Source organism: Curtobacterium sp. JUb34 (genome assembly GCF_003755065.1).
In the GTDB taxonomy this organism is placed as follows: Bacteria; Actinomycetota; Actinomycetes; order Actinomycetales; family Microbacteriaceae; genus Curtobacterium.
On record NZ_RJVH01000002.1, the window covers coordinates 418,957 to 444,388 of the forward strand.

At 70.6% G+C, this 25,432-nt stretch carries 24 protein-coding genes; 14 read left to right on the top strand and 10 right to left on the bottom strand.

The genetic code is table 11. The features are described 5' to 3' along the window. Positions 1-35: 35 nt before the first annotated feature. From EDF63_RS08440 to EDF63_RS08450, 3 genes are all read left to right on the top strand, one after another. Positions 36-872 (top strand): helix-turn-helix domain-containing protein, encoded by an 837-nt coding sequence (locus tag EDF63_RS08440; protein WP_123313108.1) that lies wholly within the window; start codon positions 36-38, stop codon positions 870-872. A gap of 58 nt (positions 873-930) precedes the next feature. Continuing rightward, a complete protein-coding gene (locus EDF63_RS08445) occupies positions 931-1,509 on the top strand; it encodes an NADPH-dependent FMN reductase (RefSeq protein ID WP_123312607.1) in 579 nt (192 codons plus the stop codon). A 62-nt stretch (positions 1,510-1,571) separates the two neighbouring features. Further along, entirely contained in the window at positions 1,572-2,396 is an 825-nt protein-coding gene (locus EDF63_RS08450; protein WP_123312608.1) for an ornithine carbamoyltransferase, read from the top strand. 72 nt (positions 2,397-2,468) lie between these two features. On the opposite strand, the gene EDF63_RS08455 is transcribed toward EDF63_RS08450, so the two are convergent. Further along, positions 2,469-4,370 carry an ABC transporter ATP-binding protein gene (locus EDF63_RS08455; protein ID WP_123312609.1) on the bottom strand — a complete coding sequence of 634 codons (1,902 nt, stop codon included), beginning with the start codon at positions 4,368-4,370 and terminating at the stop codon, positions 2,469-2,471. Positions 4,371-4,401: 31 nt separating this feature from the next. After that, positions 4,402-5,622, bottom strand: a complete 1,221-nt coding sequence (locus EDF63_RS08460) for a beta-ketoacyl synthase (RefSeq protein WP_123312610.1) — start codon at positions 5,620-5,622, stop codon at positions 4,402-4,404. Positions 5,623-5,677: 55 nt separating this feature from the next. Here EDF63_RS08460 and EDF63_RS08465 point away from each other — a divergent pair, with 55 nt between their 5' ends. Next, positions 5,678-6,286, top strand: a complete 609-nt coding sequence (locus EDF63_RS08465; protein WP_123312611.1) for a TetR/AcrR family transcriptional regulator C-terminal domain-containing protein — start codon at positions 5,678-5,680, stop codon at positions 6,284-6,286. A gap of 24 nt (positions 6,287-6,310) precedes the next feature. On the opposite strand, the gene dhaM is transcribed toward EDF63_RS08465, so the two are convergent. From dhaM to dhaK, 3 genes are all read right to left on the bottom strand, one after another. Next, positions 6,311-7,033 carry a dihydroxyacetone kinase phosphoryl donor subunit DhaM gene (gene dhaM, locus EDF63_RS08470; protein WP_123312612.1) on the bottom strand — a complete coding sequence of 241 codons (723 nt, stop codon included), beginning with the start codon at positions 7,031-7,033 and terminating at the stop codon, positions 6,311-6,313. Then, positions 7,030-7,671 carry a dihydroxyacetone kinase subunit DhaL gene (gene dhaL, locus EDF63_RS08475; protein WP_123312613.1) on the bottom strand — a complete coding sequence of 214 codons (642 nt, stop codon included), beginning with the start codon at positions 7,669-7,671 and terminating at the stop codon, positions 7,030-7,032. The genes dhaM and dhaL overlap by 4 nt, the downstream gene beginning before the upstream one ends. Positions 7,672-7,745: 74 nt before the next feature. Then, entirely contained in the window at positions 7,746-8,747 is a 1,002-nt protein-coding gene (gene dhaK, locus EDF63_RS08480) for a dihydroxyacetone kinase subunit DhaK (RefSeq protein ID WP_123312614.1), read from the bottom strand. A 318-nt stretch (positions 8,748-9,065) separates the two neighbouring features. On the opposite strand from dhaK, the gene EDF63_RS08485 reads away from it, so the two are divergent. Together EDF63_RS08485 and glpK are read left to right on the top strand one after the other, a co-directional pair. Next, complete coding sequence (locus tag EDF63_RS08485; protein WP_123312615.1) at positions 9,066-9,791, top strand: MIP/aquaporin family protein; 726 nt, start codon at positions 9,066-9,068, stop codon at positions 9,789-9,791. A 74-nt stretch (positions 9,792-9,865) separates the two neighbouring features. Further along, positions 9,866-11,377, top strand: coding sequence for a glycerol kinase GlpK (glpK, locus tag EDF63_RS08490; protein ID WP_111084025.1), 1,512 nt, complete (start codon positions 9,866-9,868; stop codon positions 11,375-11,377). Between the two features lie 506 nt (positions 11,378-11,883). On the opposite strand, the gene trpD is transcribed toward glpK, so the two are convergent. Then, positions 11,884-12,939 carry an anthranilate phosphoribosyltransferase gene (gene trpD, locus EDF63_RS08495; RefSeq protein WP_123312616.1) on the bottom strand — a complete coding sequence of 352 codons (1,056 nt, stop codon included), beginning with the start codon at positions 12,937-12,939 and terminating at the stop codon, positions 11,884-11,886. A 70-nt stretch (positions 12,940-13,009) separates the two neighbouring features. Between trpD and EDF63_RS08500 the strand changes: the two genes are divergently transcribed. From EDF63_RS08500 to EDF63_RS08520, 5 genes are all read left to right on the top strand, one after another. Then, complete coding sequence (locus tag EDF63_RS08500) at positions 13,010-13,648, top strand: heme-copper oxidase subunit III (RefSeq protein ID WP_123312617.1); 639 nt, start codon at positions 13,010-13,012, stop codon at positions 13,646-13,648. Positions 13,649-13,669: 21 nt separating this feature from the next. Beyond that, the gene (locus EDF63_RS08505) at positions 13,670-14,479 is read left to right on the top strand and encodes a cytochrome c (RefSeq protein WP_123312618.1); all 810 of its coding nucleotides are present in this window, start codon (positions 13,670-13,672) and stop codon (positions 14,477-14,479) included. A gap of 33 nt (positions 14,480-14,512) precedes the next feature. Beyond that, positions 14,513-15,577, top strand: coding sequence for a ubiquinol-cytochrome c reductase iron-sulfur subunit (locus EDF63_RS08510; protein WP_123312619.1), 1,065 nt, complete (start codon positions 14,513-14,515; stop codon positions 15,575-15,577). Then, positions 15,577-17,268: a ubiquinol-cytochrome c reductase cytochrome b subunit gene (locus tag EDF63_RS08515; protein WP_123312620.1), complete on the top strand. Its 1,692-nt coding sequence runs from the start codon at positions 15,577-15,579 to the stop codon at positions 17,266-17,268. Before EDF63_RS08510 ends, EDF63_RS08515 begins: the two co-directional genes overlap by 1 nt. 167 nt (positions 17,269-17,435) lie before the next feature. Beyond that, entirely contained in the window at positions 17,436-18,395 is a 960-nt protein-coding gene (locus EDF63_RS08520; protein WP_123312621.1) for a phosphodiesterase, read from the top strand. 253 nt (positions 18,396-18,648) lie between these two features. Here EDF63_RS08520 and EDF63_RS08525 read toward each other — a convergent pair whose 3' ends face one another. From EDF63_RS08525 to EDF63_RS08540, 4 genes are all read right to left on the bottom strand, one after another. Continuing rightward, on the bottom strand, positions 18,649-20,202 hold the full coding sequence (locus EDF63_RS08525) for a stealth conserved region 3 domain-containing protein (RefSeq protein WP_123312622.1): 1,554 nt from the start codon (positions 20,200-20,202) through the stop codon (positions 18,649-18,651). A gap of 97 nt (positions 20,203-20,299) precedes the next feature. Next, positions 20,300-20,734 (bottom strand): DUF6804 family protein, encoded by a 435-nt coding sequence (locus EDF63_RS08530; RefSeq protein ID WP_123312623.1) that lies wholly within the window; start codon positions 20,732-20,734, stop codon positions 20,300-20,302. Then, positions 20,734-21,318: a GDSL-type esterase/lipase family protein gene (locus EDF63_RS08535; RefSeq protein ID WP_123312624.1), complete on the bottom strand. Its 585-nt coding sequence runs from the start codon at positions 21,316-21,318 to the stop codon at positions 20,734-20,736. Before EDF63_RS08535 ends, EDF63_RS08530 begins: the two co-directional genes overlap by 1 nt. Continuing rightward, entirely contained in the window at positions 21,315-22,847 is a 1,533-nt protein-coding gene (locus EDF63_RS08540) for an SDR family oxidoreductase (protein ID WP_123312625.1), read from the bottom strand. Before EDF63_RS08540 ends, EDF63_RS08535 begins: the two co-directional genes overlap by 4 nt. A gap of 43 nt (positions 22,848-22,890) precedes the next feature. Between EDF63_RS08540 and deoC the strand changes: the two genes are divergently transcribed. The 3 genes from deoC (at position 22,891) to EDF63_RS08555 (ending at position 25,415) form a co-directional block, all read left to right on the top strand. Continuing rightward, complete coding sequence (gene deoC, locus EDF63_RS08545; RefSeq protein ID WP_123312626.1) at positions 22,891-23,622, top strand: deoxyribose-phosphate aldolase; 732 nt, start codon at positions 22,891-22,893, stop codon at positions 23,620-23,622. 137 nt (positions 23,623-23,759) lie between these two features. Continuing rightward, the gene (locus tag EDF63_RS08550; protein ID WP_123312627.1) at positions 23,760-24,713 is read left to right on the top strand and encodes an ROK family protein; all 954 of its coding nucleotides are present in this window, start codon (positions 23,760-23,762) and stop codon (positions 24,711-24,713) included. A 150-nt stretch (positions 24,714-24,863) separates the two neighbouring features. After that, positions 24,864-25,415, top strand: a complete 552-nt coding sequence (locus tag EDF63_RS08555) for a type IV toxin-antitoxin system AbiEi family antitoxin (RefSeq protein WP_123312628.1) — start codon at positions 24,864-24,866, stop codon at positions 25,413-25,415. Positions 25,416-25,432 lie beyond the last annotated feature (17 nt).

A 25,432-nucleotide genomic window follows, 5' to 3' on the forward strand; every position in this document is an offset into this window, starting at 1 on the left:
GGAAGGACAGGAGGCGCGGGGCGAGGATGGTGGACATGAGCGAGTTCGCGAGTGTGTTGCGTTCCTGGCGCGACCGGGTCCGTCCCGAAGAGGTCGGCCTGCCGGCCGGGCCCGGCCGGCGGACCCCGGGTCTCCGACGCGAGGAGCTCGCGGCGCTCGCGGGGGTGAGCGTCGACTACGTCGTCCGGCTCGAGCAGGGCCGCGCGCTGAACCCCTCACCCCAGTTGCTCGGCGCCCTCGCCACAGCGCTCCGGCTCACGGCGGCGGAGCGGGACCACCTGTGCCGGGTCGCCGGAGTCGCTCCCCCGTCGCTCCAGGTCGTTCCCCGGCACATCACACCCGGGGTGCAGCGCCTCGTCGACCGACTCGGCGACATCCCGATCGCGGTCTTCACGGCGACGCACGACATCGTCCTGTGGAACGACCTGTGGGCGGCGTTGAACGGCGACCCCTCGCGGGCGGTCGGGATCGAGCGGAACCTGGTGTGGCGGCACTTCATGCACGCACACGACGGTGTCGAGTGGGACGACGAACACCAGGAGGAGTTCTCGAGCGACCTCGCAGCGGACCTCCGGCAGGCATCCGGCCGCTACCCCGCCGACCGCGACCTGGCCGAGCTCGTCGCGCGGCTCCGCCGGGAGTCACCCGAGTTCGAACGTCGCTGGGACACCGGTCGCATCGCCGAGCACCGGGCGAGCCGCAAGCAGGTGCACACACCCGTCGGACCCATCGAGATCGACTGCGACGTGCTGACCGTGCCGGGCGGCGACCTGCGGATCGTCGTCTACACCGCGGTCCCCGGCACCGAGGACGCCGCCAAGCTCGACCTGCTGCGCGTCACCGGCCTCCAGCAGTTCACACCGGCACCGTGAGCACGGAACGGACCCCGGTGCCCTCGTCGCCCCAGGTGCTGATCGGTACGGTGCTCGGATGGTCCCGCTGAACCTCCCGGTCATCTCGTGCAGCCTCGATCCGACCAGTGCGAGCCGCCGCCTCGCCGAGCAGACAGCGCAGCTCCTCACCGACGGCGGGCACGCATCGACGGTCATCGACCTCGCCCGCGTGGCACTGCCGCCCTTCGACAACGACCAGGTGTTCAGCAGCGGAGCGTTCGAGGTGCTGCACCGCGAGATCCAGGAGTCGGACGGCGTGGTGCTGGCGTTCCCGGTCTACAACTGGGCTCCGTCGTCCGCCGTCAAGTCGCTCATCGAAGCCACCGGTGCGACCGGTGAGGGCCGCCGCGCAGCGTGGTTCGACAAGGTCGTCACCTTGGTGTGCGCTGCGGGCCTCCCCCACAGCTACATGGCGACGGGCGCCCTGGCGCAGTCGCTCATGCTCGACTTCAAGTGCGTCGTCAACCCGTACACGGCCTACGTCTCCGAGCGGGACTGGGAGGGCACGGCGCTCAACGCCGATCGCGCCGCCCGACTGGGCAAGACCATCGACGTCCACGCGGAGCTGGCCGGCCTGCTCCGGGGCCGGACCTTCACATCAGACTGGGAGGTGTGAGGTCCGACCTGCTGCGCCGTCCGGTGACGGACCCTGGTCCGGACAGTCCCTACGGTGGTGGGATGCGTTCGCTCGTGAAACTCGATGACTGGTCCCCGTCCGACGTCCGTGCGGTCTTCGACCTGGCTGACGCGTTCGTCGCGGGTCGAGGGCCCACCACGGAGGGTGCCGCGGCGATGTTCTTCCCGCCGACGAGTCTGCGCACCAGGGTGACCTTCGAGCGGGGCGCTTCGTCGATGGGGCTCGAACCGATCGTGTTCCCGGACACGACGCTCGACAAGCCGGAAGCGCTGGCAGACGTCGCCCGGTACCTCGACAACTGGGTCGACATCGTCGTGGTGCGCCATCAGGACCTCGCCGTGGTCGCGGCGCTGGCGGCGGCTCGTGCGGTACCCGTCGTGAACGCGATGACGGACGACAACCACCCGTGCGAGGTGCTGTCCGACCTCTACGCCCTGCAGCAGCAGCGGGGGGACATCGCGTCGCTCCGCTTCCTCTTCGTGGGTGCTGACGGCAACATCGCCAGGGCATGGCAGGAAGCCGCTCGCGTCCTGCAGCTCGATCTGGTCCAGTGCTGCCCGCCCGAGCTCGCGACCCCGGGAGCCGGGTGGACCGACGACCTCGAGGCTGCTGTGCGGTCGGCGGACGTGATCCTCACGGACGGACCCGGTCCGCACGCCCGGGCCCTCGAGCCGTACCGGATCACGGCCGCGCTGCTCGACCTCGCCCCCGCGGGAGTTCGCTTCGCCCCGTGTCCGCCGTTCGTGCGCGGCCGTGAGGTGAGCGTCGACGCGGTGGAACACCCCGCGTTCGTCGGACACGACTTCAAGGCCGCGCTCCTCCCGGTGCAGCAGGCCGTCATGTCGTTCTGCCTCGGCCTCGGATGACAGGGCGTGCCGATCGGCCAGGGGCCCAGTGAGCGACCCCGTGCTGTGGGTGGCGGCACCGCAGACGGCGGACTAGCTCCCGCTCAGCGCTTCCTCGTCCGCGGCGACGTCCTTCTGCACGGCGAACTGGGTCCGGTGCAGCTCCTCGTACCGCCCGCCCACGGCCAACAGCTCCTCGTGCGTCCCGCGCTCCACGATCGAGCCGTCCTCGACCACGAGGATGAGGTCTGCGCTCCGGATGGTGGAGAGCCGGTGCGCGATCACCATCGCCGTCCGCCCCTCGAGCGCCTCGCTGAGCGCTGCCTGCACGGCGGCCTCGGACGTCGAGTCCAGCGCCGCGGTGGCCTCGTCGAGGATGACGACGCGCGGCTGTGCGAGCAGCAGTCTCGCGATGGTCATCCGCTGGCGCTCACCGCCGGACAGTCGGTAGCCACGCTCCCCGACCATGGTGTCCAGCTGGTCCGGCAGGGACCGGATCAGCGGTTCGAGCCGCGCGCGGCGGACGGCGTCCCACACCTCGTCCTCGGTCGCCTCGGGCCGCGCGAGCCGCAGGTTGGACCGGATGGTCTCGTGGAACAGGTGGCCGTCCTGGGTGACCATGCCCATGGTGTGCCGCATCGAGGCGAACGTGACGTCGCGGACGTCCGCCCCGGCCAGGCGGACGGCTCCGCTGTCGACGTCGTACAGGCGGGAGAGGAGCTGCGCGATCGTGGACTTGCCGGCACCGGAGGTCCCGACGAGCGCGACGGTCTGCCCCGGCTCGATCCGGAAGGAGACACCGTGCAGCACCTCGTCACCGCCGCGGGTGTCCAGCGTGGAGACCTCCTCGAGCGAGGCCAGCGACACCTTGTCGGCGGACGGGTAGGCGAAGCGGACGTCGTCGAACTCGACCGCCACCGGGCCGTCGGGGACGGTGGCGGCGTCGGGCTTCTCCCGGATGAGCGGCTCGAGGTCGAGGACCTCGAAGACGCGCTCGAAGCTGACCACGGCGCTCATGATCTCCACCCGGGCGTTCGCGAGGCTGGTCAGCGGCGCGTACAGGCGGGTGAGCAGGAGGGCCAGCGTCACCACGTCGCCGGTGTTCAGCTGGCCACCGAGTGCGAGGGCACCGCCGACCCCGTAGACGAGCGCGAGGGCGAGGGCGGAGACCAGGGTGAGGGCGGTGACGAAGACGAACTGCAGCAGGGCACTCCGCACCCCGATGTCGCGGACGCGGGCAGCGCGCACCCGGAACTCCTCGGCCTCCTCCTCGGGGCGGCCGAACAGCTTGACGAGGGTGGCGCCGGGCGCGGAGAAGCGCTCGGTCATCTGCGTGCTCATGGCGGCGTTGTGGTCGGCGGCTTCGCGACGCAGCGCGGCGAGGCGGCTGCCCATGCGGCGCGCGGGGACGAGGAAGATCGGGAGCATCACGATCGCCAGGAGCGTCACGAGCCAGGACGTGCTGAGCATGACGGTCAGGGTGAGGATCAGCGCCACGAGGTTCGTGACCACGCCGGACAGCGTGCCGCTGAAGGCCTGCTGCGCGCCGATCACGTCGTTGTTGAGGCGGCTGACGAGCGCGCCGGTCCGTGTGCGCGTGAAGAAGGCGATCGGCATCTTCTGCACGTGGTTGAAGACGGCGGTGCGGAGGTCGAGGATTACGCCCTCGCCGATCCGTGCCGAGAACCAGCGCGTCGCGAGTGACACGGCCGCGTCGCCCAACGCGACCAGGGCGATGACGACCGCGAGCCAGACGATCGTGCTGAGTGCGCCCCGAGCGACGATCACGTCGACCACCCGGCCGGCGAGGACCGGTGTCGCGACCGCGAGGACCGCGCCCACGACGGAGAGCGCGATGAAGACCACCAGCTTGGCCCGGTAGGGCACGGCGAACGTCATGATCCGCCGCACGGACTCGCGTGAGATGCCGTGCTTGCCGTCCTTGGCGGTGGAGATCTTGTACAGCGAGCTCCAGGCCACGCCTTCCATGCTCATGGCAGTCAGGATACGTCGGTCCCCGTGCCCCTCAGACCGCGGTGAACACCAACGACGCGTTCTGTCCACCGAACCCGAACGAGTTGTTCAGCGCGGCACGCACGGTCGCCGTCCGGGCTGCCCCCGCCACCACGTCCAGGTCGATCGCCGGGTCCTGGTGTTCCAGGTTCAGTGTCGGCGGCACGATCCCGGTCTCGAGCGTCCGGACCGTCAGGATCGCCTCGACCGCTCCCGCCGCGCCGAACATGTGCCCGATCGCGCTCTTCGGCGCCGTCACGATCGCGCCGCTGCCCACTGCACGAGCGATGGCGGCAGCCTCACCGACGTCGCCGACCGGGGTCCCGGTGGCGTGCGCGTTGACGTGGTCGATGTCCGTCCCGGTGAGCCCGGCCATCCGGATCCCGGCCGTCATCGCGCGCTCCTGCTCGCTGCCGTCCCCGAGCGGGGCGGTGATGTGGAAGGCGTCCGACGTGATCCCCCACCCGGCGAGCGTGCCGTGCGACCGCTGTGCGCGGGCGGCGGCGTGCGAGGCCCGCTCGAGGACGACGAACCCGGCGCCCTCGCCGAGCACGAACCCGCGGCGGTCGGCGTCGAACGGTCGCGACAGCGTGGCGGGGTCGCCGCCGTCGGGCTTCGCGAGGGCCTGGGACTGCGCGAACGAGGCCATGGTCACCGGGGTGACCGCAGCCTCGGTGCCGCCGGCGATGACGACGTCGGCCTCTCCCGTGACGACGAGGCGCGCTGCGATCGCGATCGCCTCGGCGCCGGACGCGCACGCCGAGACGGTCGTGTAGGCGCCGGCACGGGCACCGTACTCGATGCTGATCTGTGCCGCGGCCCCGTTGGCCATGAGCATCGGGACGGTCCGGGGCGACACCCGGCGGGCGCCCGAGGCCCCGAGCACGTCGTGTGCATCGAGCAACGTCTCCACTCCCCCGATACCGGTCCCGACGACGACGGCCAGACGGTCGCCCGCGACGGCGGGAGCGCCGGCGTCGGCCCAGGCCTCGGCGGCGGCGACGAGGGCGAGCTGCTGACTGCGGTCGAGCCGGTTCGCCCGCACGCGACCGAGTACGGACTCGGCGTCGAGTGCCGCGTCCGCGCCGATCGTGATCGGGACCTGTTCCCAGAGCGGCGCGTCCCGGTGCAGCTCCTGCACACCGGAGCGCCCGGCGACCAGGGCGTCCCACAGCGGCGCGACGCCGTGGCCGAACGGCGAGACGGCGCCGTAGCCGGTGATGGAGATGTCCACGAGTACTCCTTCTTGTACGTTGAACAAGTGGATTTGTACCACGTACAATTCAGAGATGGCAACCACCGACGGCGCCGGGACGACCCGCGGCGCAGCGACCCGGGCGAGGATCCTCGCGGCGACCGCCGGACTCCTCAGCGCAGGGGCAGCCGGTGACGCGGGCGGAGCGAGCACCGCGCGCCACGCCGTCACCGTCAGCGAGATCGCCCGTGCGGCCGGGGTCTACCCGAACCAGATCACGCACCACTACCGCTCGAAGGACCGCCTCGTCCTCGACGCCGCCTTCGCGCTCTTCCTCCGTGACACCACGCGCCTGCAGGCCGCCGGTCGGCGCGCCGGGTCCGCCGACGCGTTCCGTCAGGTGCTCGCGCGCACGGCGCTCGCGATGCCGTCGACGCCGCTCGTCGTGCGCGCGCTGGCCGCCGCCGGTGACGACGACGCCCAGCGCGAGCGCGTGCGACTCCTGCTCGCGGTCCTGTTCCGGCAGTCGGAGCGCTACCTCGAGCGCATCGTTGCCGAGCACAGCTGGACCAGTCCGAGCGGTGTCGGCCGTGATGCCCGGACGTTCTGGAGCGCGGTCTTCGGCGCCACGCTCCTCGCCGACGCGGGCGTCACCGGCGGGCCGTCGGACCTCGACCTCGCAGGAACGGTGTCCATCCGCTGAACACGGGACGGCGAGTGGCGACGCCTACTCGCCGAAGCCGCTCCGCACCAGTTCCGCGAGCGCGTCCACCGCGGCCTGCGCGTCCGCACCGGTCGCCTCGATCGACACGGTCGCCCCCTTCGGCAGCGCGAGCGCCATGATCGCCAGCAGGCTCTTCGCGTCCACGCCGTTCACGCGCACCGCTGCGTCGTACCTGGCCGCCGTCTTGACGAACTCCGCCGCGGGGCGGGCGTGCAGGCCGGTCTCGTTCACCAGTTCGACGCTCTCGGACGCGGCCACGTCGTCGACGCTGGCGGCCCCTTCACCCGGCCCCGTGCCTCCCGGCTGGTCACCGGACGGACGGGAGGCGCTGCTCGCGTCGTCCGCGGACCCTGCGGCGGACGCCGCAGCAGCGAGCACTGCCCCGGCGTCACCACCCGTCTGGGCCGCGACGGCCGCGGCGACCGCGCCCTCGACGAGGGGAGCCTGCGAGACGTGCACGCGTGCGCGGACGTCGTCGTCGAGGAAGTCGAGCGCCGTGTCGGTGGTCAGGTAAGCCGATCCGAGGTCGCACAGGACCACGACGGCGTCGGCGTCCGAGAGCTCCTCGATGCCGGCGGTGATCGCCTCGAACGACGTGCCGATGCCGCCGTCGTCGGTCCCGCCGGCAGCGACGAGCGGTACGTCCGCCGCCATCTGGCGGGCGAGCTCGACCGTGCCGGTGGCGATCGCGGCGCTGTGCGACACGATCAGGATGCCGACGGTCACGCGGCGGCGCCCGTCGTCGCCTCCACCGCGGCACGCAGGATGTACGCGGTCGACTGCGCACCCGGGTCGCGGTGCCCGACCGCGCGTTCGCCGAGGTAGCTCGCACGACCCTTGTGGGCGACGAGCGGTTCGGTGGCCTCGGCGCCCGAGGCGGCGGCGTCGGCCGCGGCGGCGAGCACGGCTGCCGCGTCGGCACCGGCTGCCGCTGCGGCGGTGGCGGCGTCGACCGCCGGGCCCCACGCGTCCACCATCGTCTTGTCGCCGACCGCGGCCTTGCCGCGCGAGACCACGCCGTCGCGGGCTGCGGCGAGCACGGCGACCAGCGTGTCAGCGTCGAGCTCGGACGCGTCGCCGGCGGCCTGGGCTGCCTTCAGGTACGCGGTGCCGAACAGCGGACCGGCGGCACCGCCGACGGTCGAGATGAGCTTGGTCGCGACCGTCTTCAGCACGGCGCCGGGCGTGTCGAACGAGCCGCCGTCGACGGCCTCGAGCACGGCGCGGAAGCCGCGGTCGAGGTTCTCGCCGTGGTCGCCGTCACCGATCTCCCGGTCGAGTGTGACGAGCTCGGCCCGGTGTTCGTCGATCGTCGCGGCGGTGCGACGGACCCAGTCGATGGCCCATGCGGTGTCGAGCGCCAATGCGGTTCCCTTCGTGTGTCCGGCCCGGTGGGCTCGGTGTCGTGGTCGGTGGTCGAGCGGACGGATCCGGCCGCTCAGCGTCCCCAGCGCAGTGCGGGGGTCTCCACCGGTGCGTCCCAGAGTGCCGTGAGTTCGTCGTCGAGCACCGTGACGGTGAGCGAGAACCCCTGCATCTCGAGGGATGTGACGTAGTCGCCCACCAAACTACGCGTGACGTCGTACCCGCGGTCCGTCAGTACCTCGGCGGCGCGTCGGTAGGCGATGTACAGCTCGGAGAGCGGGGTGCCGCCCATGCCGTTCACGAGCAGGAGCAGCTTCGAGCCGGCCGGTGCGTCGAGGTCGGTGAGGATCGGTTCGAGCACGCGGTCGACGAGCTGGTCGGCCGGCGCCATCGGGATGCGCTCGCGACCGGGCTCGCCGTGGATGCCGATGCCGAGCTCGACCTCGTCGTCGGCGAGCGTGAAGGACGGCTCCCCCGCGTGCGGCACGGTGCCGGACGCCAGGGCCAGGCCCATCGACCGCGTGACGTCGTTGACGTGGCGGGCGACCGCGGCGACTGCGTCCAGGTCGTCACCGCGCTCGGCCGCGGCACCGGCGCACTTCTCCACGACGACGGTGCCGGCGACGCCGCGGCGGCCGGCGGTGTAGAGCGAGTCCTGCACGGCGACGTCGTCGTCGACCACGACGGCCTCGACGCGGATGTCGTCCATCTCGGCGAGCTCGGCGGCGGTCTCGAAGTTCAGGACGTCGCCGGTGTAGTTCTTCACGATGTGCAGGACGCCCGCGCCGCCGTCGACGGCCTTGGTGGCCGCGACGATCGGGTCCGGGGTCGGACTCGTGAACACGGGGCCCGGGACGGCGGCGTCGAGCATGCCGTACCCGACGAAGCCCGCGTGCAGCGGCTCGTGTCCGCTGCCGCCGCCGCTGACGATGCCGACCTTGCCGGCGACGGGAGCGTCGGCGCGGTGCAGGTGGATCGGGTCCTCGACCAGGACCACGTGACCGGCGTGTGCCCGGGCGAAGCCCCGGACGGTCTCGTCGACCACGGCCTGCGGGTCGTTGATGAGCTTCTTCATGCGCGTGCCTCCACGGGTACGGGGCCGAACCGAGGCGAACTGCACACCGCCGTCGTCGACCGGAGTGCGCCCAATCTACATCCGACGCCCGGGCGCTCGTTCGTCCGGTTTGCACGTTCGTGCAGCACCACGGGGACGTGTCACCGGCTCGTGATCCCCCGCAGCGCACGGCGCTTGCACGTTCGTGCACGATCGCGGACTTCCCTCAGGAATTCATCGCCCCGTCGTTCTCCGCGTCACTATGCTCGGCCTCAATCACTCAACGGGGAGTGCGGCGCAGCACCACCGGACCCCCACCTCACGCACTGGAGGTCACCGATGGACGACATCGGCGTCAAGTTCCTGTCCGAGCTCGTCGGCACGGCGATGCTCATCATCCTGGGTGGCGGTGTCGTCGCCGCCGTCTCCCTCACGAAGTCGAAGGGCTTCGGCGCAGGCTTCCTCATGGTCACGATCGGTTGGGGCTTCGCGGTCTTCGCCGGCGTCACCGTGTCCTACAAGTCGGGCGGCCAGCTCAACCCGGCCGTCAGCCTCGCCCAGGCCATCCTCGGCAACATCACCGTCGGCGCGATGCTGCTGTTCTGGCTCGCCCAGCTCATCGGCGCGGTCATCGGTGCCGTGATCGTCTGGCTCGCCTACAAGCAGCACTTCGACGAGGAGCCCGACGCGGCCGCCAAGCTCGGCGTCTTCTCCACCGGCCCCGCGATCCGTTCGTACGGCTGGAACCTCGTGACCGAGATCATCGGCACCTTCGTGCTGGTGTTCGTCGTCATCGCCTTCACCAACGGCCAGACCCCGTCGGAGCTCGGCGCGATCCCCGTCGCCTTCCTCGTGATCGCGATCGGTGTCAGCCTCGGTGGCCCGACCGGCTACGCCATCAACCCCGCCCGTGACCTCGGCCCGCGCATCGCGCACGCTTTCCTTCCCATCAAGGGCAAGGGCTCGAGCGACTGGGCCTACGCCTGGGTGCCCGTCGTCGGACCGCTGCTCGGTGGCGCCATCGCCGCCGGCCTGTCCTACGCGCTGCTGCCCGTCGTCAGCTGAACCAACCCAACCCCGGGGTGAGCGGCCCGTCCGCACGGGCCGCTCACCGCACCGAACACCCGTAAGGAGCACCAATGGCCGACTACATCGTCGCCATCGACCAGGGCACGACCTCCACCCGAGCGATCGTCTTCGATCACTCCGGCTCGATCATCTCGACCGGGCAGAAGGAGCACGAGCAGATCTTCCCGCGCGCCGGGTGGGTCGAACACGACCCCGCCGAGATCTGGGACAACACCCGCGAGGTGATCGGTCAGGCACTGTCGCGTGCCGACATCACGCGTCACGACGTCGCCGCCGTGGGCATCACCAACCAGCGCGAGACCGCCGTCGTCTGGGACAAGACCACCGGCAAGCCGATCTACAACGCGATCGTCTGGCAGGACACCCGCACGCAGTCGATCGTCGACAAGCTCGCCGACGGTGACACCGACCGCTACAAGGCCATCGTCGGCCTCCCGCTCGCGACGTACTTCGCCGGCACCAAGATCATGTGGATCCTCGAGAACGTCGAGGGTGCGCGTGAGAAGGCCGAGGCCGGGGACCTGCTCTTCGGCACCACCGACACCTGGGTCCTCTGGAACCTGACCGGTGGCGTCGACGGCGGCGTCCACAAGACCGACGTCACGAACGCGTCCCGCACGCTGTTCATGGACCTCGAGACGCTCCAGTGGCGCGACGACATCCTCGCCGACTTCGGTGTGCCGAAGTCGATGCTCCCCGAGATCGTCAGCTCCTCCGAGGTCTACGGCCACGTCGAGTCGTCCAACCTGCTCCGCGAGGTCCCGATCGCGGGCATCCTCGGCGACCAGCAGGCCGCGACCTTCGGCCAGGCGGCGTTCGACCAGGGCGAGTCGAAGAACACCTACGGCACCGGCAACTTCCTCATCTTCAACACCGGTACCGAGATCGTCCGCTCCGAGAACGGCCTGCTCACCACCGTCGGCTACAAGCTCGGCGACCAGGAGACGCACTACGCACTCGAGGGCTCGATCGCCGTCACGGGTTCGCTCATCCAGTGGCTCCGTGACAACCTCGGTCTCATCGGCAGTGCCCCGGAGGTCGAGGCCCTGGCCAAGACCGTCGAGGACAACGGCGGCGTGTACTTCGTGCCGGCGTTCTCCGGGCTGTTCGCGCCGTACTGGCGTCCGGATGCCCGCGGTGCCATCGTCGGCCTGACCCGCTACGTCAACAAGGGGCACATCGCACGTGCGGCCCTCGAGGCGACGGCGCTGCAGACCCGCGAGGTCCTCGACGCCGTCAACGCCGACTCGGGCGTGGACCTGACGGAGCTCAAGGTGGACGGCGGCATGACCGCCAACAACGAGCTCATGCAGTTCCAGGCAGACATCCTCAACGTGCCGGTGGTGCGTCCGGTCGTCGCCGAGACGACGGCGCTCGGCGCGGCCTACGCGGCCGGTCTCGCGGTCGGCTTCTGGGCCAACCTCGACGAGCTCCGTGCCAACTGGCAGGAGGACAAGCGCTGGGAGCCGCAGCTCGACGCCGCGGAGCGCGAGCGCACGCTCCGCCTCTGGAAGAAGGCCGTCACGAAGACCTTCGACTGGGTCGACGAGGACGTCCAGTAACGACGCGGGTGCACGCTGACCGCGTGCACTGAACGCACCGACGGGAGGCCCGGTGCCGGTTCCTGGAACCGGCACCGGGCCTCCCGTCGCGTTGCGTCTCCCCCGCGTCGGTCGCGGGGTCCGGTCGGCGGGTGGCGGGGTGCTGGGTGGTGGGGTTGTTGCGGGCACGGCACGGTGCGGGTTTGTTCGCCGAGTGCAGCGGTGACCGCCTGGTGCGCGCTCGTGGCGGCGCACCGAGCCGCCAGGCTCGCACCGGGTGACGCACCCCGCACGGTGCGGCTCGCGCGGAAGCGGCACGGGATCGCGGACCGCGCACGATGCGGACTGGAGGCGCGGGGCGGGCCCGCCGCGGGCCTCCCGTCCGGCGCGGGGTTGCCAGCACGGCACGGTGCGGATCCGTTCGCCGGGTGCAGCGGTGACCGCCGGGTGCGCGCTCGTGGCGGCGCACCGAGCCGCCAGGCTCGCACCGGGTGACGCACCCCGCACGGTGCGCGGGGCGGCGTGGACTACGCGGCGGGAGCTTCGCCGACCCAATCAGCCAGCTTGCGGGCGCCGGCGCCGGAGTCGATCGCCTCGGCGGCCACCGCGAGCTGCTCCCGGAACCGCTGCAGGATCGGGCGATCGGACTGTGCCGGGTCCTGCGCGAGCCGGAAGGACACCAGGCCGGCAGCGGCGTTCAGGAGCACGATGTCGCGGACCGGGCCGGTCTCCCCCGCCAGGACGCGGTGCACGACACCGGCGTTGTGCTCCGGGTCGCCACCGAGCAGGTCTTCCGTGCGGGCACGGGCGATGCCGAGGTCACGCGGGTCGAGGTCGTGCTCGGTGATGCGCCCGCCGGTGACCTCCCAGATGTGGCTGTGCCCGGTGGTCGTGAGCTCGTCGAGACCGTCGTCACCGCGGAACACCAGGGCGGTCGCGCCGCGGGTCTGGAACACGCCCGTGATGATCGGCACGAGCTCGAGCTGGGCCACTCCGACGGCGTTGGCCTCGCACCGTGCGGGGTTGACGAGCGGCCCGAGGAAGTTGAAGACCGTCGGCACGCCGATCTCGCGCCGGACCGGCCCGGCGTGGGCGAAGCCGGGGTGGAACGCGTTGGCGAACGCGAAGGTCAGTCCGACACGCCGGAAGGTGTCCGCGACACGCGCGGCGTCCATCGTGAGATCGAGGCCGAGTGCAGCGAGCACGTCGCTCGACCCGGACTTCGAGGAGCTCGCCTTGTTGCCGTGCTTGACGACCGGCACCCCGGCCGCGGCGATGACGATCGCGGCCATCGTCGAGACGTTCACAGTGCCGACGACGTCACCGCCGGTGCCGACGATGTCGAGGGCCATCGGGTCGACGTCCAGCGGAACCGCGGCGTCGAGGATCGCGTCGCGGAACCCGACCACCTCGTCGACGGTCTCGCCCTTCGCCCGGAGGGTCACGGCGAACGCGGCGATCTGCGCTTGAGTGGCGCGCCCGTGCACGATCTCCTCCATGGCCCATGTGGATTGCCTGATCGTCAGGTCCTCGCGCGCCATGAGCGCGCTGATCACTGCAGGCCAAGAGAGTGCGTCAGGCATGGCTCGATCGTAGTGAATTCGAGAGACCCGCCAGTCTCCTGCGAAAACACTGTCGGGGGTTTCGGCCATAATGGAGGACGTGACTAGCACCTCTCTCTCCCGATCCGCCAGCGGTCCGGCCCTGAACAGGCCGAACGCCGTTGCCGTGGGGACGATCGTGTGGCTGGGCAGCGAGGTCATGTTCTTCGCCGGCCTGTTCGCGATCTACTTCACGCTGCGCAGCACGTCCCCCGAGCTCTGGGCGGCCGAAACCTCCAAGCTCGAGGTGCCGTTCGCCTCGGTGAACACGATCATCCTGGTGCTGTCCAGCTTCGCGTGCCAGTTCGCGGTGTTCGCAGCGGAGCGCTTCCAGGTGCACCGCACGAGCTGGAACCCGCGCCACTGGGGCATGACGGAGTGGTTCTTCGTCACCTACGCGATGGGCGCGATCTTCGTCTGCGGCCAGATCTTCGAGTACGCCAACCTCTGGCACGAGGGCGTCACCCTCTCCTCGAGCGCCTACGGCTCGGCCTTCTACATGACGACCGGGTTCCACGGCCTCCACGTCACGGGTGGCCTCATCGCCTTCCTGCTGACGCTCGGCCGCGGCTTCGCCGCGAAGAACTTCGGTCACAAGGAAGCGACCACCGCCATCGTCGTGTCGTACTACTGGCACTTCGTCGACGTCGTGTGGATCTTCCTCTTCGCCGTCATCTACCTTCTCAAGTAGGAACTGGACACCCCCCAGCACATGTTCAACAGAACCAAGTCCAAGAAGGGCCGCCGCTCTCCGATGGCGACCGTCTCGCTCATCGTCGTGGGTCTCATGACCACCGGCGGTGCGTACGCGCTGTTCAGCTCCACGGCGAACGCGGACGACAGCACGACCACCGTCGCAGCGACCAGCCAGTCGAAGGTGAACGAGGGCCAGAAGCTCTTCGCCTCGAACTGCGCGACCTGCCACGGCCTCTCCGCCCAGGGCACGAGCGAGGGTCCGTCCCTCATCGGTGTCGGCGCCGCCTCGGTCGACTTCCAGGTCGGCACCGGCCGCATGCCGATGGCCGCCCAGGGCCCGCAGGCCGAAGAGAAGCCCGCGCAGTTCACGGACGAGCAGGTCGACGCCCTCGCCGAGTACGTCGCCTCGCTGGGCCCCGGCCCGGCCGTCCCCTCGACCGAGCTCACCAACGGTGAGGACGGCGACGCGGCCGAAGGTGCAGAGCTCTTCCGCATCAACTGCGCCATGTGCCACAACGTGGCCGGCGCCGGCGGCGCTCTGACCGAGGGCAAGTACGCCCCGAACCTGTCGACGGTCTCCGGCAAGCACATCTACGAGGCCATGCAGACCGGCCCGCAGAACATGCCGGTCTTCAACGACCTGAACCTCACGCCGGAGCAGAAGGCCGACATCATCACGTACCTCAAGTACGTGCAGGACAACAAGTCGCCCGGCGGGTTCGCACTCGGCTCCCTGGGCCCGGTGGCCGAGGGTCTGTTCATCTGGATCTTCGGACTCGGCGCGGTCGTTGCGATGACCGTCTGGCTGACCGCGAAGTCCAACTGATCGTCCGTGTCGAACGACACTGAAGGGAACACCATGGCAGAGCACGACGACGAGACGCTGAACTCGTCCTCGGCTGTCGAGAAGCACGGCACGACCACCTCCCCCGGGATCGCGGTGCTGCCCACCGACCCGTTCGAGAACCCGGGTGAGCCGCCGCACCGCGCGCGCCGCACCGACGTCGACCCGAAGAAGCAGCGTCTGGCCGAGCGCCAGGTCGCGACCTTCTTCTACCTCTCGATCGTCGGCAGCGTCCTCTCGATCGCGGCCTACGTCGCCTTCCCGATCGACTCGAACGACTTCGGGACGGTCCGCACCGCGAACCTCTTCCTCGGCCTGTCGATCGCCCTCGCACTCATCGCGCTGGGCCTCGGTGCGGTCTACTGGTCGAAGTCGCTCGTCGTCGACCGCGAGATCACCGAGCTCCGCCACGGCACCCGCGGCACCGACGCGACCCGCGCCAAGGCCGTCGAGGCCTTCCAGCTGGCCGACAAGGAGTCCGGCTTCAGCCGACGCAAGCTGATCCGCAACTCGATGATCGGCGCGCTGGCCGCGTTCCCGCTGCCGGGCATCGTCCTGGTCCGCGACCTCGCTCCGGCCGAGGACCCGAACGAGCTCCTGCGCCACACCTTCTGGAAGCAGGGTCTGCGCCTGACGAAGGACCCGACGGGTCTGCCGATCAAGGCCTCCGACGTGACCATCGGTTCGGTGTTCCACGTCATCCCGGACGGCATGCTCGACTCCGAGCACATGCTGGAAGAGAAGGCCAAGGCCTCCGTCCTCCTCATGCGTCTCGACCCGAAGGACCTCAACCCCGCCAAGGGCCACGAGAACTGGGGCTACGACGGCATCGTCGCGTACTCCAAGATCTGCACCCACGTCGGATGCCCGGTCGCGCTCTACGAGCAGCAGACGCACCACCTGCTGTGCCCGTGCCACCAGTCCACCTTCGATGTCTCGAACAACTGCGAGGTCATCTTCGGTCCGGCCGCACGCCCCCTCCCCCAACTTCCGATCGCGATCGACGACGACGGCTACCTGGTTGCCCAGAGCGACTTCCACGAGCCGGTCGGACCGTCCTTCTGGGAGCGTGAACGCTGATGACCAGCACCCCCACCACCACGGCACCGAGCAGCACGGCGAACAAGCCGGCTCCGGAGCGCGGATCCCGCATCATCGGCGGGGTCGCCAACTACATCGACGAGCGCACCAGCATCTCGGGGCTCGTCAAGGAAGTCGGCCGGAAGATCTTCCCGGACCACTGGAGCTTCATGCTCGGCGAGGTGGCGCTGTACAGCTTCGTCGTCGTCCTGCTCTCCGGCACGTTCCTGACGTTCTTCTTCCAGGCCTCCATGGCCGAGGTCGTCTACAACGGCTCGTACGTCCCGCTCAAGGGCGTCGAGATGTCGACGGCCCTGCAGTCCACGCTGGACATCTCGTTCGACATCCGCGGCGGGCTGTTCGTCCGCCAGGTCCACCACTGGGCAGCCCTGCTGTTCGTGGCGTCGATCATGCTGCACATGGCCCGCGTGTTCTTCACCGGTGCGTTCCGCAAGCCGCGTGAGCTCAACTGGGTCTTCGGCTTCCTGCTGTGGGTCCTCGCCATGGGTGAGGGCTTCACCGGCTACTCGCTCCCCGACGACCTGCTCTCCGGCAACGGGCTGCGGATCATCGTCGGCATGATCGAGGGTGTCCCGGTGATCGGCGTCTGGATCGCCTACCTGCTCTTCGGTGGCGAGTTCCCGGGGACCGACATCGTCGGCCGCCTCTACACGCTGCACATCCTGCTGCTGCCGGCGATCCTCGTCGCCGTGCTCGGTGTCCACCTCGTGCTCGTCGTCATCAACAAGCACACCCAGTTCGCCGGACCGGGCAAGACCAACGACAACGTCGTCGGTGTCCCGATCCTCCCGGCGTTCGCCGCCAAGGCCGGTGGGTTCTTCTTCATCGTCGCGGGCATCATCGCCCTCATCGCCTCGATGTTCACGATCAACCCGATCTGGAACTACGGCCCGTACGACCCCTCGCCGGTCTCCGCCGGTACCCAGCCCGACTGGTACATCGGCTTCGCCGACGGCGCACTGCGTCTGGTGCCGCCGCACTGGGAGGTCGTGTGGTTCGGCTACACGGTTTCGTTCAACATCCTGGCGCCGATCGCGGTCCTGGTACTGCTCATCCTCGCGATCCTGCTGTACCCGTTCCTCGAGTCGTGGATCACCGGCGACAAGCGCGAGCACCACATCCTGGACCGCCCGCGCAACGCCCCGACCCGCACGGCGATCGGTGCCGCCGGCATCACGCTCTACGCCAGCCTCTGGGCTGCGGCGTCGTCGGACATCATCGCGACCCACTTCCTGGTGTCGATCGAACACGTGATCCACGTGATCCAGGCCACGACGGTCCTCGGCCCGTTCGTCGCCTTCTGGATCACGAAGCGCGTGTGCCTCGCACTCCAGAAGAAGGACCGCGAGATCGTCCTGCACGGCTACGAGTCCGGTCGCATCGTCCGACTCCCCCACGGTGAGTACATCGAGGTGCACGAGCAGCTCGACGAGTACGAGCGGTGGAAGCTCCTGCAGTTCAACGAGTACAAGCCGCTCATGATCCGCCCAAACGCCAAGGGGCAGATCACCGTGGTCCAGAAGGCCCGTGCGAGTATCTCCCGCTTCTTCTTCGAGGACCGCATCGAACCGGTGTCGAAGGCCGAGCTCGAGGCAGCGCACGCCGCCCACCACGGCCCGGACCTCGCGGGAGGCCACCAGGCTCCGCAGGTCGGCCCCGGGGATCACTGATCCGAGGCACACGAGGAAACCCCCGTCACGATGTGGCGGGGGTTTCGTCATGCGTGGGGCAACACGCCGCCCCCAGTTCACGGCTGGTTCACCGACACGTGCTGGACTCGTCCAGGACGGTGTGGCAACGTGTTGCACCACGCATCCGCCAACGGAATGAGACCCCGATGGACAGCCGGACGGCCGAACACCCCAGGCCGAACCACTTCCTCCTCCACCTCAGCGACACCCACCTCGTCTCCGGCGACGGTGAGCTGTACGGCGGAGTCGACTCCGCCGCACGGCTCACCGAGATCGTCGCGGACATCGAAGCATCCGGAACCCGGCCCGAGGCGATCGTCGTCACGGGCGACGTGGCCGACAAGGGCGAACCGGGCGCCTACGCCCGCGTCCGCGAGATCGTCGAGCCGGCCGCCCGCCGGATCGGCGCGCAGGTCATCTGGGCGATGGGCAACCACGACGAGCGCGGCGCCTTCCGCCAGGAACTCTTCGGCCTCCAGCCCACCGACCGCCCGGTCGACTTCGTCTACGACGTCAACGGTCTGCGGGTCATCACCCTCGACACGAGCGTCCCAGGCCGCCACCACGGTGAGGTCTCCCCCGAGCAGCTCGACTGGCTCGCCGAGGTCCTCTCTGAGGCGGCACCGCACGGCACCATCCTGGCGATGCACCACCCGCCCGTCCCGAGCGTGCAGGACCTGACCGTCCTCGTCGAGCTCCGCGACCAGCAGGCCCTGGCCGAGGTCGTCGAGGGCAGTGACGTCCTGGCCATCATCGCCGGGCACCTGCACTACTCGACGAGCGCGGTCTTCGCGGGCATCCCCGTGTCGGTCGCCAGCGCCACCTGCTACACGCAGGACCTCACCGAGTTCCAGGGCGGCACCCGCGGGCGCGACGGCGCACAGTCGTTCAACCTGGTGCACGTCTACGGTCGCAACGTCGTGCACTCGGTCGTCCCGATCGGGCACTACTCCACGGTCGGTGAACCGGTGTCGGCGGTCGAGACCGAGGCCCGCCTCGCAGCGCACGGCGTCACGATCCCGCCCGCGGTCGAACCGGCTCCGGTCACCTCGAGCATCCCCGTCTTCACGCTCGACTCGGTGCCGGTCTCCCCCATCCACCGGTAGGCCGCCGCACTTCGTGAACAGGAATGGTCGGGTCCCGTCTGGGGACCCGACCATTCCTGTTCACCATGTGCGAGGGGCGTGCGCCCGAGGCGGACGGGAGGCGCGTGGCGGGGCCGATCCGGGCCTCCCGTCCGGCTGTGGTCGCGACCACGGCGCGTGGCCGGGCTCGCAGGCTCGCCCGGAGCGCGTGGCCGGGTCTCGGCGCCGGGCTCGCGGGCTCGCCCGGAGCGCGACAGCAGAACGCTGGCGCGTTCTAGACGCTGTCGCGCTCCCACGGCGCGGGGAAGGGGAAGTAGCGCTCGAGGAAGTCCGTGACGCGCTGCGTGCGCTCCTCGTCGCTGACCTCGGGGAAGCTGCCGTCGTTCAGGCAGAAGAAGTCCGCGTTCCGCTTCTTCAGCAGCTCGTCGAGGGACCGCAGCCCGGACTGCATCGTGGTGTCGATGTAGCGGACGTCCGCGTTCTCCTGCACGATCGCCCGGCCGGTGAGCAACGAGTAGTAGTGGTACAGCGAGTTCGTCACCGAGATGTTCTCGGCGGCGCGGAAGCGCGACGCCGCCGTGGCGCGGAACTCGTCGGCGAACTCGTGCTCCATCTCCGTCATGATCGACGCTCGGAGCGGCGTGGGCGCGTGCTCGAGGTGCCGCGTGGTGACCGCACCGAACCGCTGCTGCAACAGCCGGCGGTTCACGCGCGCCGAGTTCTCGAACCCGCTGCGCGCGGCGTTGTTCACGCCGAGCCCGATGCGGGTGGTGGCGAGGATGAACTTCGTCACCGACCCCGGGCTGAAGAACACCGACGGGTCGACGGTGCGGCCGAAGAACATGTCGTCGTTCGAGTAGATGAAGTGCTCGCTGATGCCCGGGATGTGGTGCAGCTGCGACTCGACGGCCTGGGAGTTGTGCGTCGGCAGCACGGACGGGTCGGCGAAGAACTCCTCGCTGCGCACGATGCGGACCTTGGGGTGGTCGGCGAGCCAGTGCGGCGCGGGCGAGTCGGTGGCGATGTAGATCTGACGGATCCACGGTGCGAACGTGTGCACGGAACGCAGCGCGTACTTCAGCTCGTCGATCTGCCGGAACCGGGCGGGAGCGTCATCGCCCTCGCCCAGGACGGCCGTGGCCTGCGCTGCCTGGCGGGCGCGCTGGTACTCGATGGCGTTGCCGTCGACCCACGAGAAGACGATGTCGATCGGGAAACGGATGTCGGAGACGTGGTCGTCGAACATGTGCTCGACGGTGCGCCAGGTGCGGCCGTAGCGCTCGATGTCGACGAGCACGAACTCCTCGACCGGCAGGCTGCGGCGCATCAGGGCATTCTCGACGGGTGCGAGCACCTCGGTGTCGGTGAGTCGCCAGAACTCGAGCTGGACGCTCGTCTCGGCGCCGTAGCGCAGACGGCCGAGCGGCTCGAGGCGCGGACGGAACACACGCAGCACCGGTTCGTCGACGAGCCCGAGCCCGTCGTCCTGCACGAGCACGGCAGGCTGACCCGGCGGCTTCGCGTAGAAGGGCTCGTTGACGGCGGCGGCCATCACGGCACTCTCCGCACGTTGCCGGTCGCGCTCGTCGATCGCGATGACCGGACGCTCGTCGTTGCCGCGGATGAGCAGGTGGTCGACGTCGGCCTCGGTGAGCGCATCGTCGAGGAACAACAGGTCCTCGATCATCGACTGCTGCGGCGTCAGGTGGCCGTTGAGCAGCGTCAGGCGCCCCTTGCGGACGACGACGTCGGGCCGGTCGAGACCGCCGGAGGACGGTCGAGGGTTCAGCAGAGGACTCTCGGTCACCGGCTCGGTCTCGTCGTTCATCCATGCCCTTCGGGTCGCGCTGCCGGGTCCTGTACCCGACCCTGCGATCCTACCGTCCGCCCGCCCGCTCGGTTCCGCAGGCGGCCGCCCGAGCCGTTCAGGAGGCCCGGGGAGCGTCCGCCTCGCGCGGCACCTTGACGGCGATGCCCATCACGATGAACAGCGCGGCGACCAGGATCTGCAGGGCCGCCCACACCTGACCGGGGATCGGCACCGTGACCAGGGGGTTCCAGCAGACGGCCACGGCGGCCATGAGCAGCGCAGCCCACCACGTCTTCCCGCGGACGGCGAAGACCAGCACGATGAGGGCCAGGACCGTGACGCCCCACCGGGCGAAGACGAATCCGGACGAGTCGATGATCGCCACGCAGGCGAGCAGGACGATCGCGGCGATGAGCGACGGCGCGAGCGCCGGCCGGGTGAACCCGGGGGTCGCACGGGTGCTCGTCGCGCCCGCAGCCGGTCGGACCGGGGCGGCGGGCACGCCGTGCTGCGACGACCCCACCGGGGGTCGCCCCTTGCGGGCAGCCATCAGGCGGGGGCCTCGTCGAGGTCGATGGCGGTGAAGGACCGGGACATGGGTGGGAGACCCCGCACACGCTCGAGCGCGGGGACCAGCTCGCCGAGGTACGCCCGGTAGCCCTCGTCGGTGAGGTGCAGTCCGTCGTCGGTGAAGCGGTCGTCGAGGTGGTCGCCGTCGGCCAGCGCGGGCCAGGCGTCGAGGTACTGCGCGTGGCAGGTCGCGACGAACTGACGCAGGTGCCGGTTCGCCTCCTCGATCTTCGTCGTGTACTCGGCCTGGCGCGGCAGGACGGAGACGAGCAGCAGGCGTACGCCCGGCAGCTCGCGCCGGAGCGTGACGAGGATGGTCTCGACGTTGCGGACGACGTGTTCGGCGCTCGCCCGGTGGTTGCCGAAGTCGTTCGTGCCGATGAGCAGCACGATCACCTCGGGCTGTTCGGCGACGACGGCCTCGAGGCGCGCGAGCACGCCGTCGGTCGTGTCGCCGCTGACGCCCTGGTTCAGCGTGTGCTCGTCGGGGAGCCAGGTGTCCCACGACCCCTGGGCCGTGATGCTGTCGCCCAGGAACAGGACGGGACTGCGTTCCTCGGTCATGCTGCCTCCTCGTTCGCCGGTTCCGGACTCCCATTGTGCTGGGTCCGGTTGCGCTGCGTCGACTCGGTGTTGTCCGACTCGCGCTCGGCGGCCGCGGTGATGCGTTCGACCATGCCGGGGAAGATGATTCCGTGGAAGGGCAGGATCCCGTACCAGTACAGGCGTCCGGGGAGGCCCTGCGGGAAGTAGATCGCCCGCTGGTGGTAGTCGCTGCCGCCCTCGGGGTTCGGGGTGACGGTCATCTCGAGCCAGGCGCGTCCCGGGGACTTGAACTCTGCCCGGAGCCGCAGGTACCGGCCGCGCTCGAGTCGTTCGACGCGCCACCAGTCGAGCGCATCGCCCTGCTCGAGCCGGTCCTGGTCACGGCGCCCACGGCTGAGCCCGACACCGCCGGCGACCTTGTCCATCCAGCCACGCGCGACCCAGGCCAGCGGGAACGAGTACCAGCCGTTCTCGCCGCCGATCGACTCGACGACGCGCCAGACGTCCTCGGCCGAGGCGCTCGAGTGCCGCTTCCGGTCGTCGACGTAGACGGTGTGGCCGGCCCAGTCCGGGTCGTTCGGCATCGGGTCGGCCGAGGCACTCGACAGCGTGGCGCTCCGCCAGCTCGTCTCGACCTGGCCCGAGCGCATCTTGTTCAGGGCGAGGCGGACGGCTCGGCGGTACGAGGTGAGCCCACCCTCGGGCTGCGGCACGACGTCGTCGATGTCGTGCTCGCGCTGGACGCACTCGAACTGCAGCGACTCGATGATCGGGGTCGCGAGCTTGCGCGGGATCGGGGTGACGGCGTTGAACCAGTGCGCCGCGAGTCGCGGGGTGAGCACCGGCAGGACCGTGATGGGGCGCTGCCGGAGCTTCGCCTCGACCGCGTAGCCGTTGAGCATCTGGCCGTAGCGGAGCACGTCCGGACCGCCGATGTCGAAGGTGCGGTTGACGTCTGCTGGGACGTCGAGCGCCGCGACCAGGTAGTAGAGGACGTCGCGCACGGCGATCGGCTGGATGCGGTTGCGCACCCACCGCGGTGCCGGCATCCAGGGCAGGACGTCGGTCAGGTGCCGGATCATCTCGAACGAGGTGCTGCCGGATCCGATGACGACACCCGCCTGGTAGGCGACGGTCGGCACGCCCGATCCGAGCAGGATCTCCCCCACCTCCTTGCGGCTGCGCAGGTGCTTCGACAGGTCGCCGTCGGGGTGCAGCCCGCCCAGGTAGACGAACCGGCTGACACCGGCGCGCTTCGCCTCGTGCGCCATCGTCTCGGCCGCCTGGCGTTCGGCGGACTCGAAGTCGCCGTCGGCGCCCATCGCGTGGGCGAGGTAGTACACGGCCTCGACGCCGTCGACCGCGGCACGGACCGCGTCGGCGTCCTGCAGGTCCCCTTCGGCGATGTCGACGTCGCTGCTCCACGGGACGTCCTGGAGCTTGCGGGGGTTGCGCACGAACACGCGCACGGAGTGTCCGGCTTCGAGGAGACGGGGGACGAGACGACCGCCGATGTACCCGGTGGCGCCGGTGACGAGGACCTGCATGCCCCGAACGCTACGCGGCACGCCTGACGGGTAGGCTTGCCGGGTGGACAACGCAGCCTTCCCCGTCACCGCCGATGCCGTCCGCGGCCTCATCGACCACGCGATCCTGAAGCCCGAGCTCACCCGCTCGGACGTCGACGCCCAGCTCGACGAAGCCGCCGCGTACCGGGTCTTCAGCGTGTGCGTCCGGCCGAGCGACGTGGCGTACGCCGTCGAGCGCCTGCAGGGCACCGGCGTCGGCGTCGGCACGGTCATCGGCTTCCCGCACGGCACCACGTCCACCGCGGCCAAGGTCGCCGAGTCGCTGCAGGCGCTGGCCGACGGTGCCTTCGAGCTCGACATGGTGCAGAACATCGGTGCCGCGAAGTCCGGCGACTGGGAGCGGGTCGAGCAGGACGTCCGCGCGGTGGTCGACGCCGCCGGGTCCACCGTCGTCAAGGTGATCCTCGAGACCGCGTTCCTGACCGACGACGAGATCGTCGCGGCGTCGCGTGCCGCGCAGTCGGCGGGTGCCGCGTTCGTGAAGACCTCCACCGGGTTCGCCGGCGGCGGAGCGACGGCCGAGCACATCGCCCTGATGCGCCGCACCGTCGGTGCCGACACCGGGGTGAAGGCCTCGGGCGGCGTCCGCGGGCTCGACACCCTGCTCGAGATGGTGGACGCGGGAGCGAACCGCATCGGCACGAGCGCCTCCGCACGCATCCTCGACGAAGTCGCGCACCGCGTCGAGACCGGGGTCGCGTCGTCGCATGGCGACGACACCAGCTCCTACTGATCCACCGCGACACGACCTGATCCACCGCACGACGACCTGACCCGACCGACCCACCACCTGCCAGGCCGGGGCCCACCGAACGCGACGACGCGTCCGGGAGCCGCGCCGGGCCTCCAGACCGCCGCATCGGAGCGCGCATGTCCAGCACCGCACCCCAGTCCCCCGCCCTCGCTCTCGCCGTCGACCTCGGCGGCACCAAGGTCGAAGCCGCTCTCGTCACCGACCAGGGCGTCGTCCTGCCGGGCACGCGTTTCCGCAGCCCCACGGGGCCGCAGCGCACGTCCGACGAGCTGCAGGCGGCCGTCGACGAGGTCGTGACGAGCGCGCTCGGCACGGTCCCCGCGGACGCGACCCTGGTCGGCGTCGGCGTCGGCTCGGCCGGCCCCGTCGACGAGGAGCACGGCCTGGTCTCCCCCCTCAACATGCCGGTGTGGCGCGGCCACCCGCTGCGGGACCGCATCGCGGCACTCGTGCCCGAGGGTGTGCCGGTCACGTTGCGCATGGACGGCCTGGCGATCACGCTGGCCGAGCACTGGGTCGGGGCGGCCCAGGGGTACGACCACGTCATGGGCATGATCGTCTCGACGGGCGTCGGCGGCGGCCTCATCCTGCACGGCCGCACCGTCAGCGGCCCGACCGGCAACGCCGGGCACATCGGCCACGTGGAGTGCGGCGGCTACGACGACCCGTGCGCCTGCGGGGGAACCGGCTGCCTCGAAGCGATCGCCAGCGGCCCGAAGACCGTCGCCTGGGCGCAGCGGCAGGGGTTCGCCGGGTCCACGGGCGAAGAGCTGTCGGCGGCGTACGCGGCCGGCGACGAGATCGCGGTCGCGGCGGTCAAGCGCAGCGGCCGGGCCCTCGGCCAGGCGATCGCCGCGGCGACGAGCCTCGTGGACCTCGAGGTCGTGGCGATCGGCGGCGGGTTCTCGCACGTCACGCCGGACCTGTTCGAGTACGCACGCGAAGCGGTGGCGGAGCGCGTCGAGTTCGGGTTCGTGACGAAGGTGCGCATCGTGCCGACGGCGCTGTCGCAGGACGGCCCGCTCATCGGGGCCGCCGCGCTGGTGCACCGAGCCGACGTCCTGCGCTGACGCTGGCGCCGGGGTGTCCGGGGTGTCCGGGGTGTCCGGGGCGTCCGGGGTGTCCGGGGTGTCCGTGCGCTGGGCGTGCGGGTTGTCCGGGTTGTCCGGGCTGTCCACAGGGGGTGTCGGCGGGGCGCCGGTGTCCGGCAGGATGACGAGGTGCCCGGTTCCCGTCCCCTGACCACGGACGACTGGCCCGAGGCGGAACTGCGCGCAGCGGTGCTGGCCGGCGAGCTGGTCCCCGTCGGGCCGTGCTGGGCCTCACCCGCGGCCCCGCAGGACCCGGCGCTCCGAGCGACCGCAGCCGCCTGGGTCCTCGGTGATGCCCGGCTGGTCGCCGCCGGCCGCACCGCGGCGTGGATCTGGGGCGCGACGTCCCGTCCGCCGGACCCGTTCGAGGCGAGCGTCCCGCCGCAGCTGCGCATCGCCGCCGGGCCGGCTCTGCACCTGCGCGAGGTGGCGCTCGAGCCCGTCGACGTGGTCCGGCTGGGATCGGCGCAGACCACGGTGACGACACCGGCGCGCACCGCGGTCGACCTGCTGCGCACGCCCGGACCGACGAACCCGTCACGCATCGACGCGGTCGCCGGGTTGCTCGCGATCGGTGCGGTGACCGGCGACGAGTTGCGGGATCGCCTGAGCGCCCTCGGGACCATCCCGATGGCGCGCCAGGCCGAACGTCGTCTGCGCGCGCTGCTCAGCGAGCGGTGACCGGTTGGACTGTCGGC

What these genes read in the sequence shown, in the direction of transcription:
- EDF63_RS08440 (WP_123313108.1), top strand. Translation starts at nt 36, where the DNA reads ATGAGCGAGTTCGCGAGTGTGTTGCGTTCCTGGCGCGACCGGGTCCGT.
- EDF63_RS08445 (WP_123312607.1), top strand. Translation starts at nt 931, where the DNA reads ATGGTCCCGCTGAACCTCCCGGTCATCTCGTGCAGCCTCGATCCGACC.
- EDF63_RS08450 (WP_123312608.1), top strand. Translation starts at nt 1,572, where the DNA reads ATGCGTTCGCTCGTGAAACTCGATGACTGGTCCCCGTCCGACGTCCGT.
- EDF63_RS08455 (WP_123312609.1), bottom strand. Translation starts at nt 4,370, where the DNA reads ATGAGCATGGAAGGCGTGGCCTGGAGCTCGCTGTACAAGATCTCCACC.
- EDF63_RS08465 (WP_123312611.1), top strand. Translation starts at nt 5,678, where the DNA reads ATGGCAACCACCGACGGCGCCGGGACGACCCGCGGCGCAGCGACCCGG.
- dhaK (WP_123312614.1), bottom strand. Translation starts at nt 8,747, where the DNA reads ATGAAGAAGCTCATCAACGACCCGCAGGCCGTGGTCGACGAGACCGTC.
- EDF63_RS08485 (WP_123312615.1), top strand. Translation starts at nt 9,066, where the DNA reads ATGGACGACATCGGCGTCAAGTTCCTGTCCGAGCTCGTCGGCACGGCG.
- glpK (WP_111084025.1), top strand. Translation starts at nt 9,866, where the DNA reads ATGGCCGACTACATCGTCGCCATCGACCAGGGCACGACCTCCACCCGA.
- trpD (WP_123312616.1), bottom strand. Translation starts at nt 12,939, where the DNA reads ATGCCTGACGCACTCTCTTGGCCTGCAGTGATCAGCGCGCTCATGGCG.
- EDF63_RS08500 (WP_123312617.1), top strand. Translation starts at nt 13,010, where the DNA reads ATGGAGGACGTGACTAGCACCTCTCTCTCCCGATCCGCCAGCGGTCCG.
- EDF63_RS08505 (WP_123312618.1), top strand. Translation starts at nt 13,670, where the DNA reads ATGTTCAACAGAACCAAGTCCAAGAAGGGCCGCCGCTCTCCGATGGCG.
- EDF63_RS08510 (WP_123312619.1), top strand. Translation starts at nt 14,513, where the DNA reads ATGGCAGAGCACGACGACGAGACGCTGAACTCGTCCTCGGCTGTCGAG.
- EDF63_RS08515 (WP_123312620.1), top strand. Translation starts at nt 15,577, where the DNA reads ATGACCAGCACCCCCACCACCACGGCACCGAGCAGCACGGCGAACAAG.
- EDF63_RS08520 (WP_123312621.1), top strand. Translation starts at nt 17,436, where the DNA reads ATGGACAGCCGGACGGCCGAACACCCCAGGCCGAACCACTTCCTCCTC.
- EDF63_RS08525 (WP_123312622.1), bottom strand. Translation starts at nt 20,202, where the DNA reads ATGAACGACGAGACCGAGCCGGTGACCGAGAGTCCTCTGCTGAACCCT.
- EDF63_RS08530 (WP_123312623.1), bottom strand. Translation starts at nt 20,734, where the DNA reads ATGGCTGCCCGCAAGGGGCGACCCCCGGTGGGGTCGTCGCAGCACGGC.
- EDF63_RS08535 (WP_123312624.1), bottom strand. Translation starts at nt 21,318, where the DNA reads ATGACCGAGGAACGCAGTCCCGTCCTGTTCCTGGGCGACAGCATCACG.
- EDF63_RS08540 (WP_123312625.1), bottom strand. Translation starts at nt 22,847, where the DNA reads ATGCAGGTCCTCGTCACCGGCGCCACCGGGTACATCGGCGGTCGTCTC.
- EDF63_RS08550 (WP_123312627.1), top strand. Translation starts at nt 23,760, where the DNA reads ATGTCCAGCACCGCACCCCAGTCCCCCGCCCTCGCTCTCGCCGTCGAC.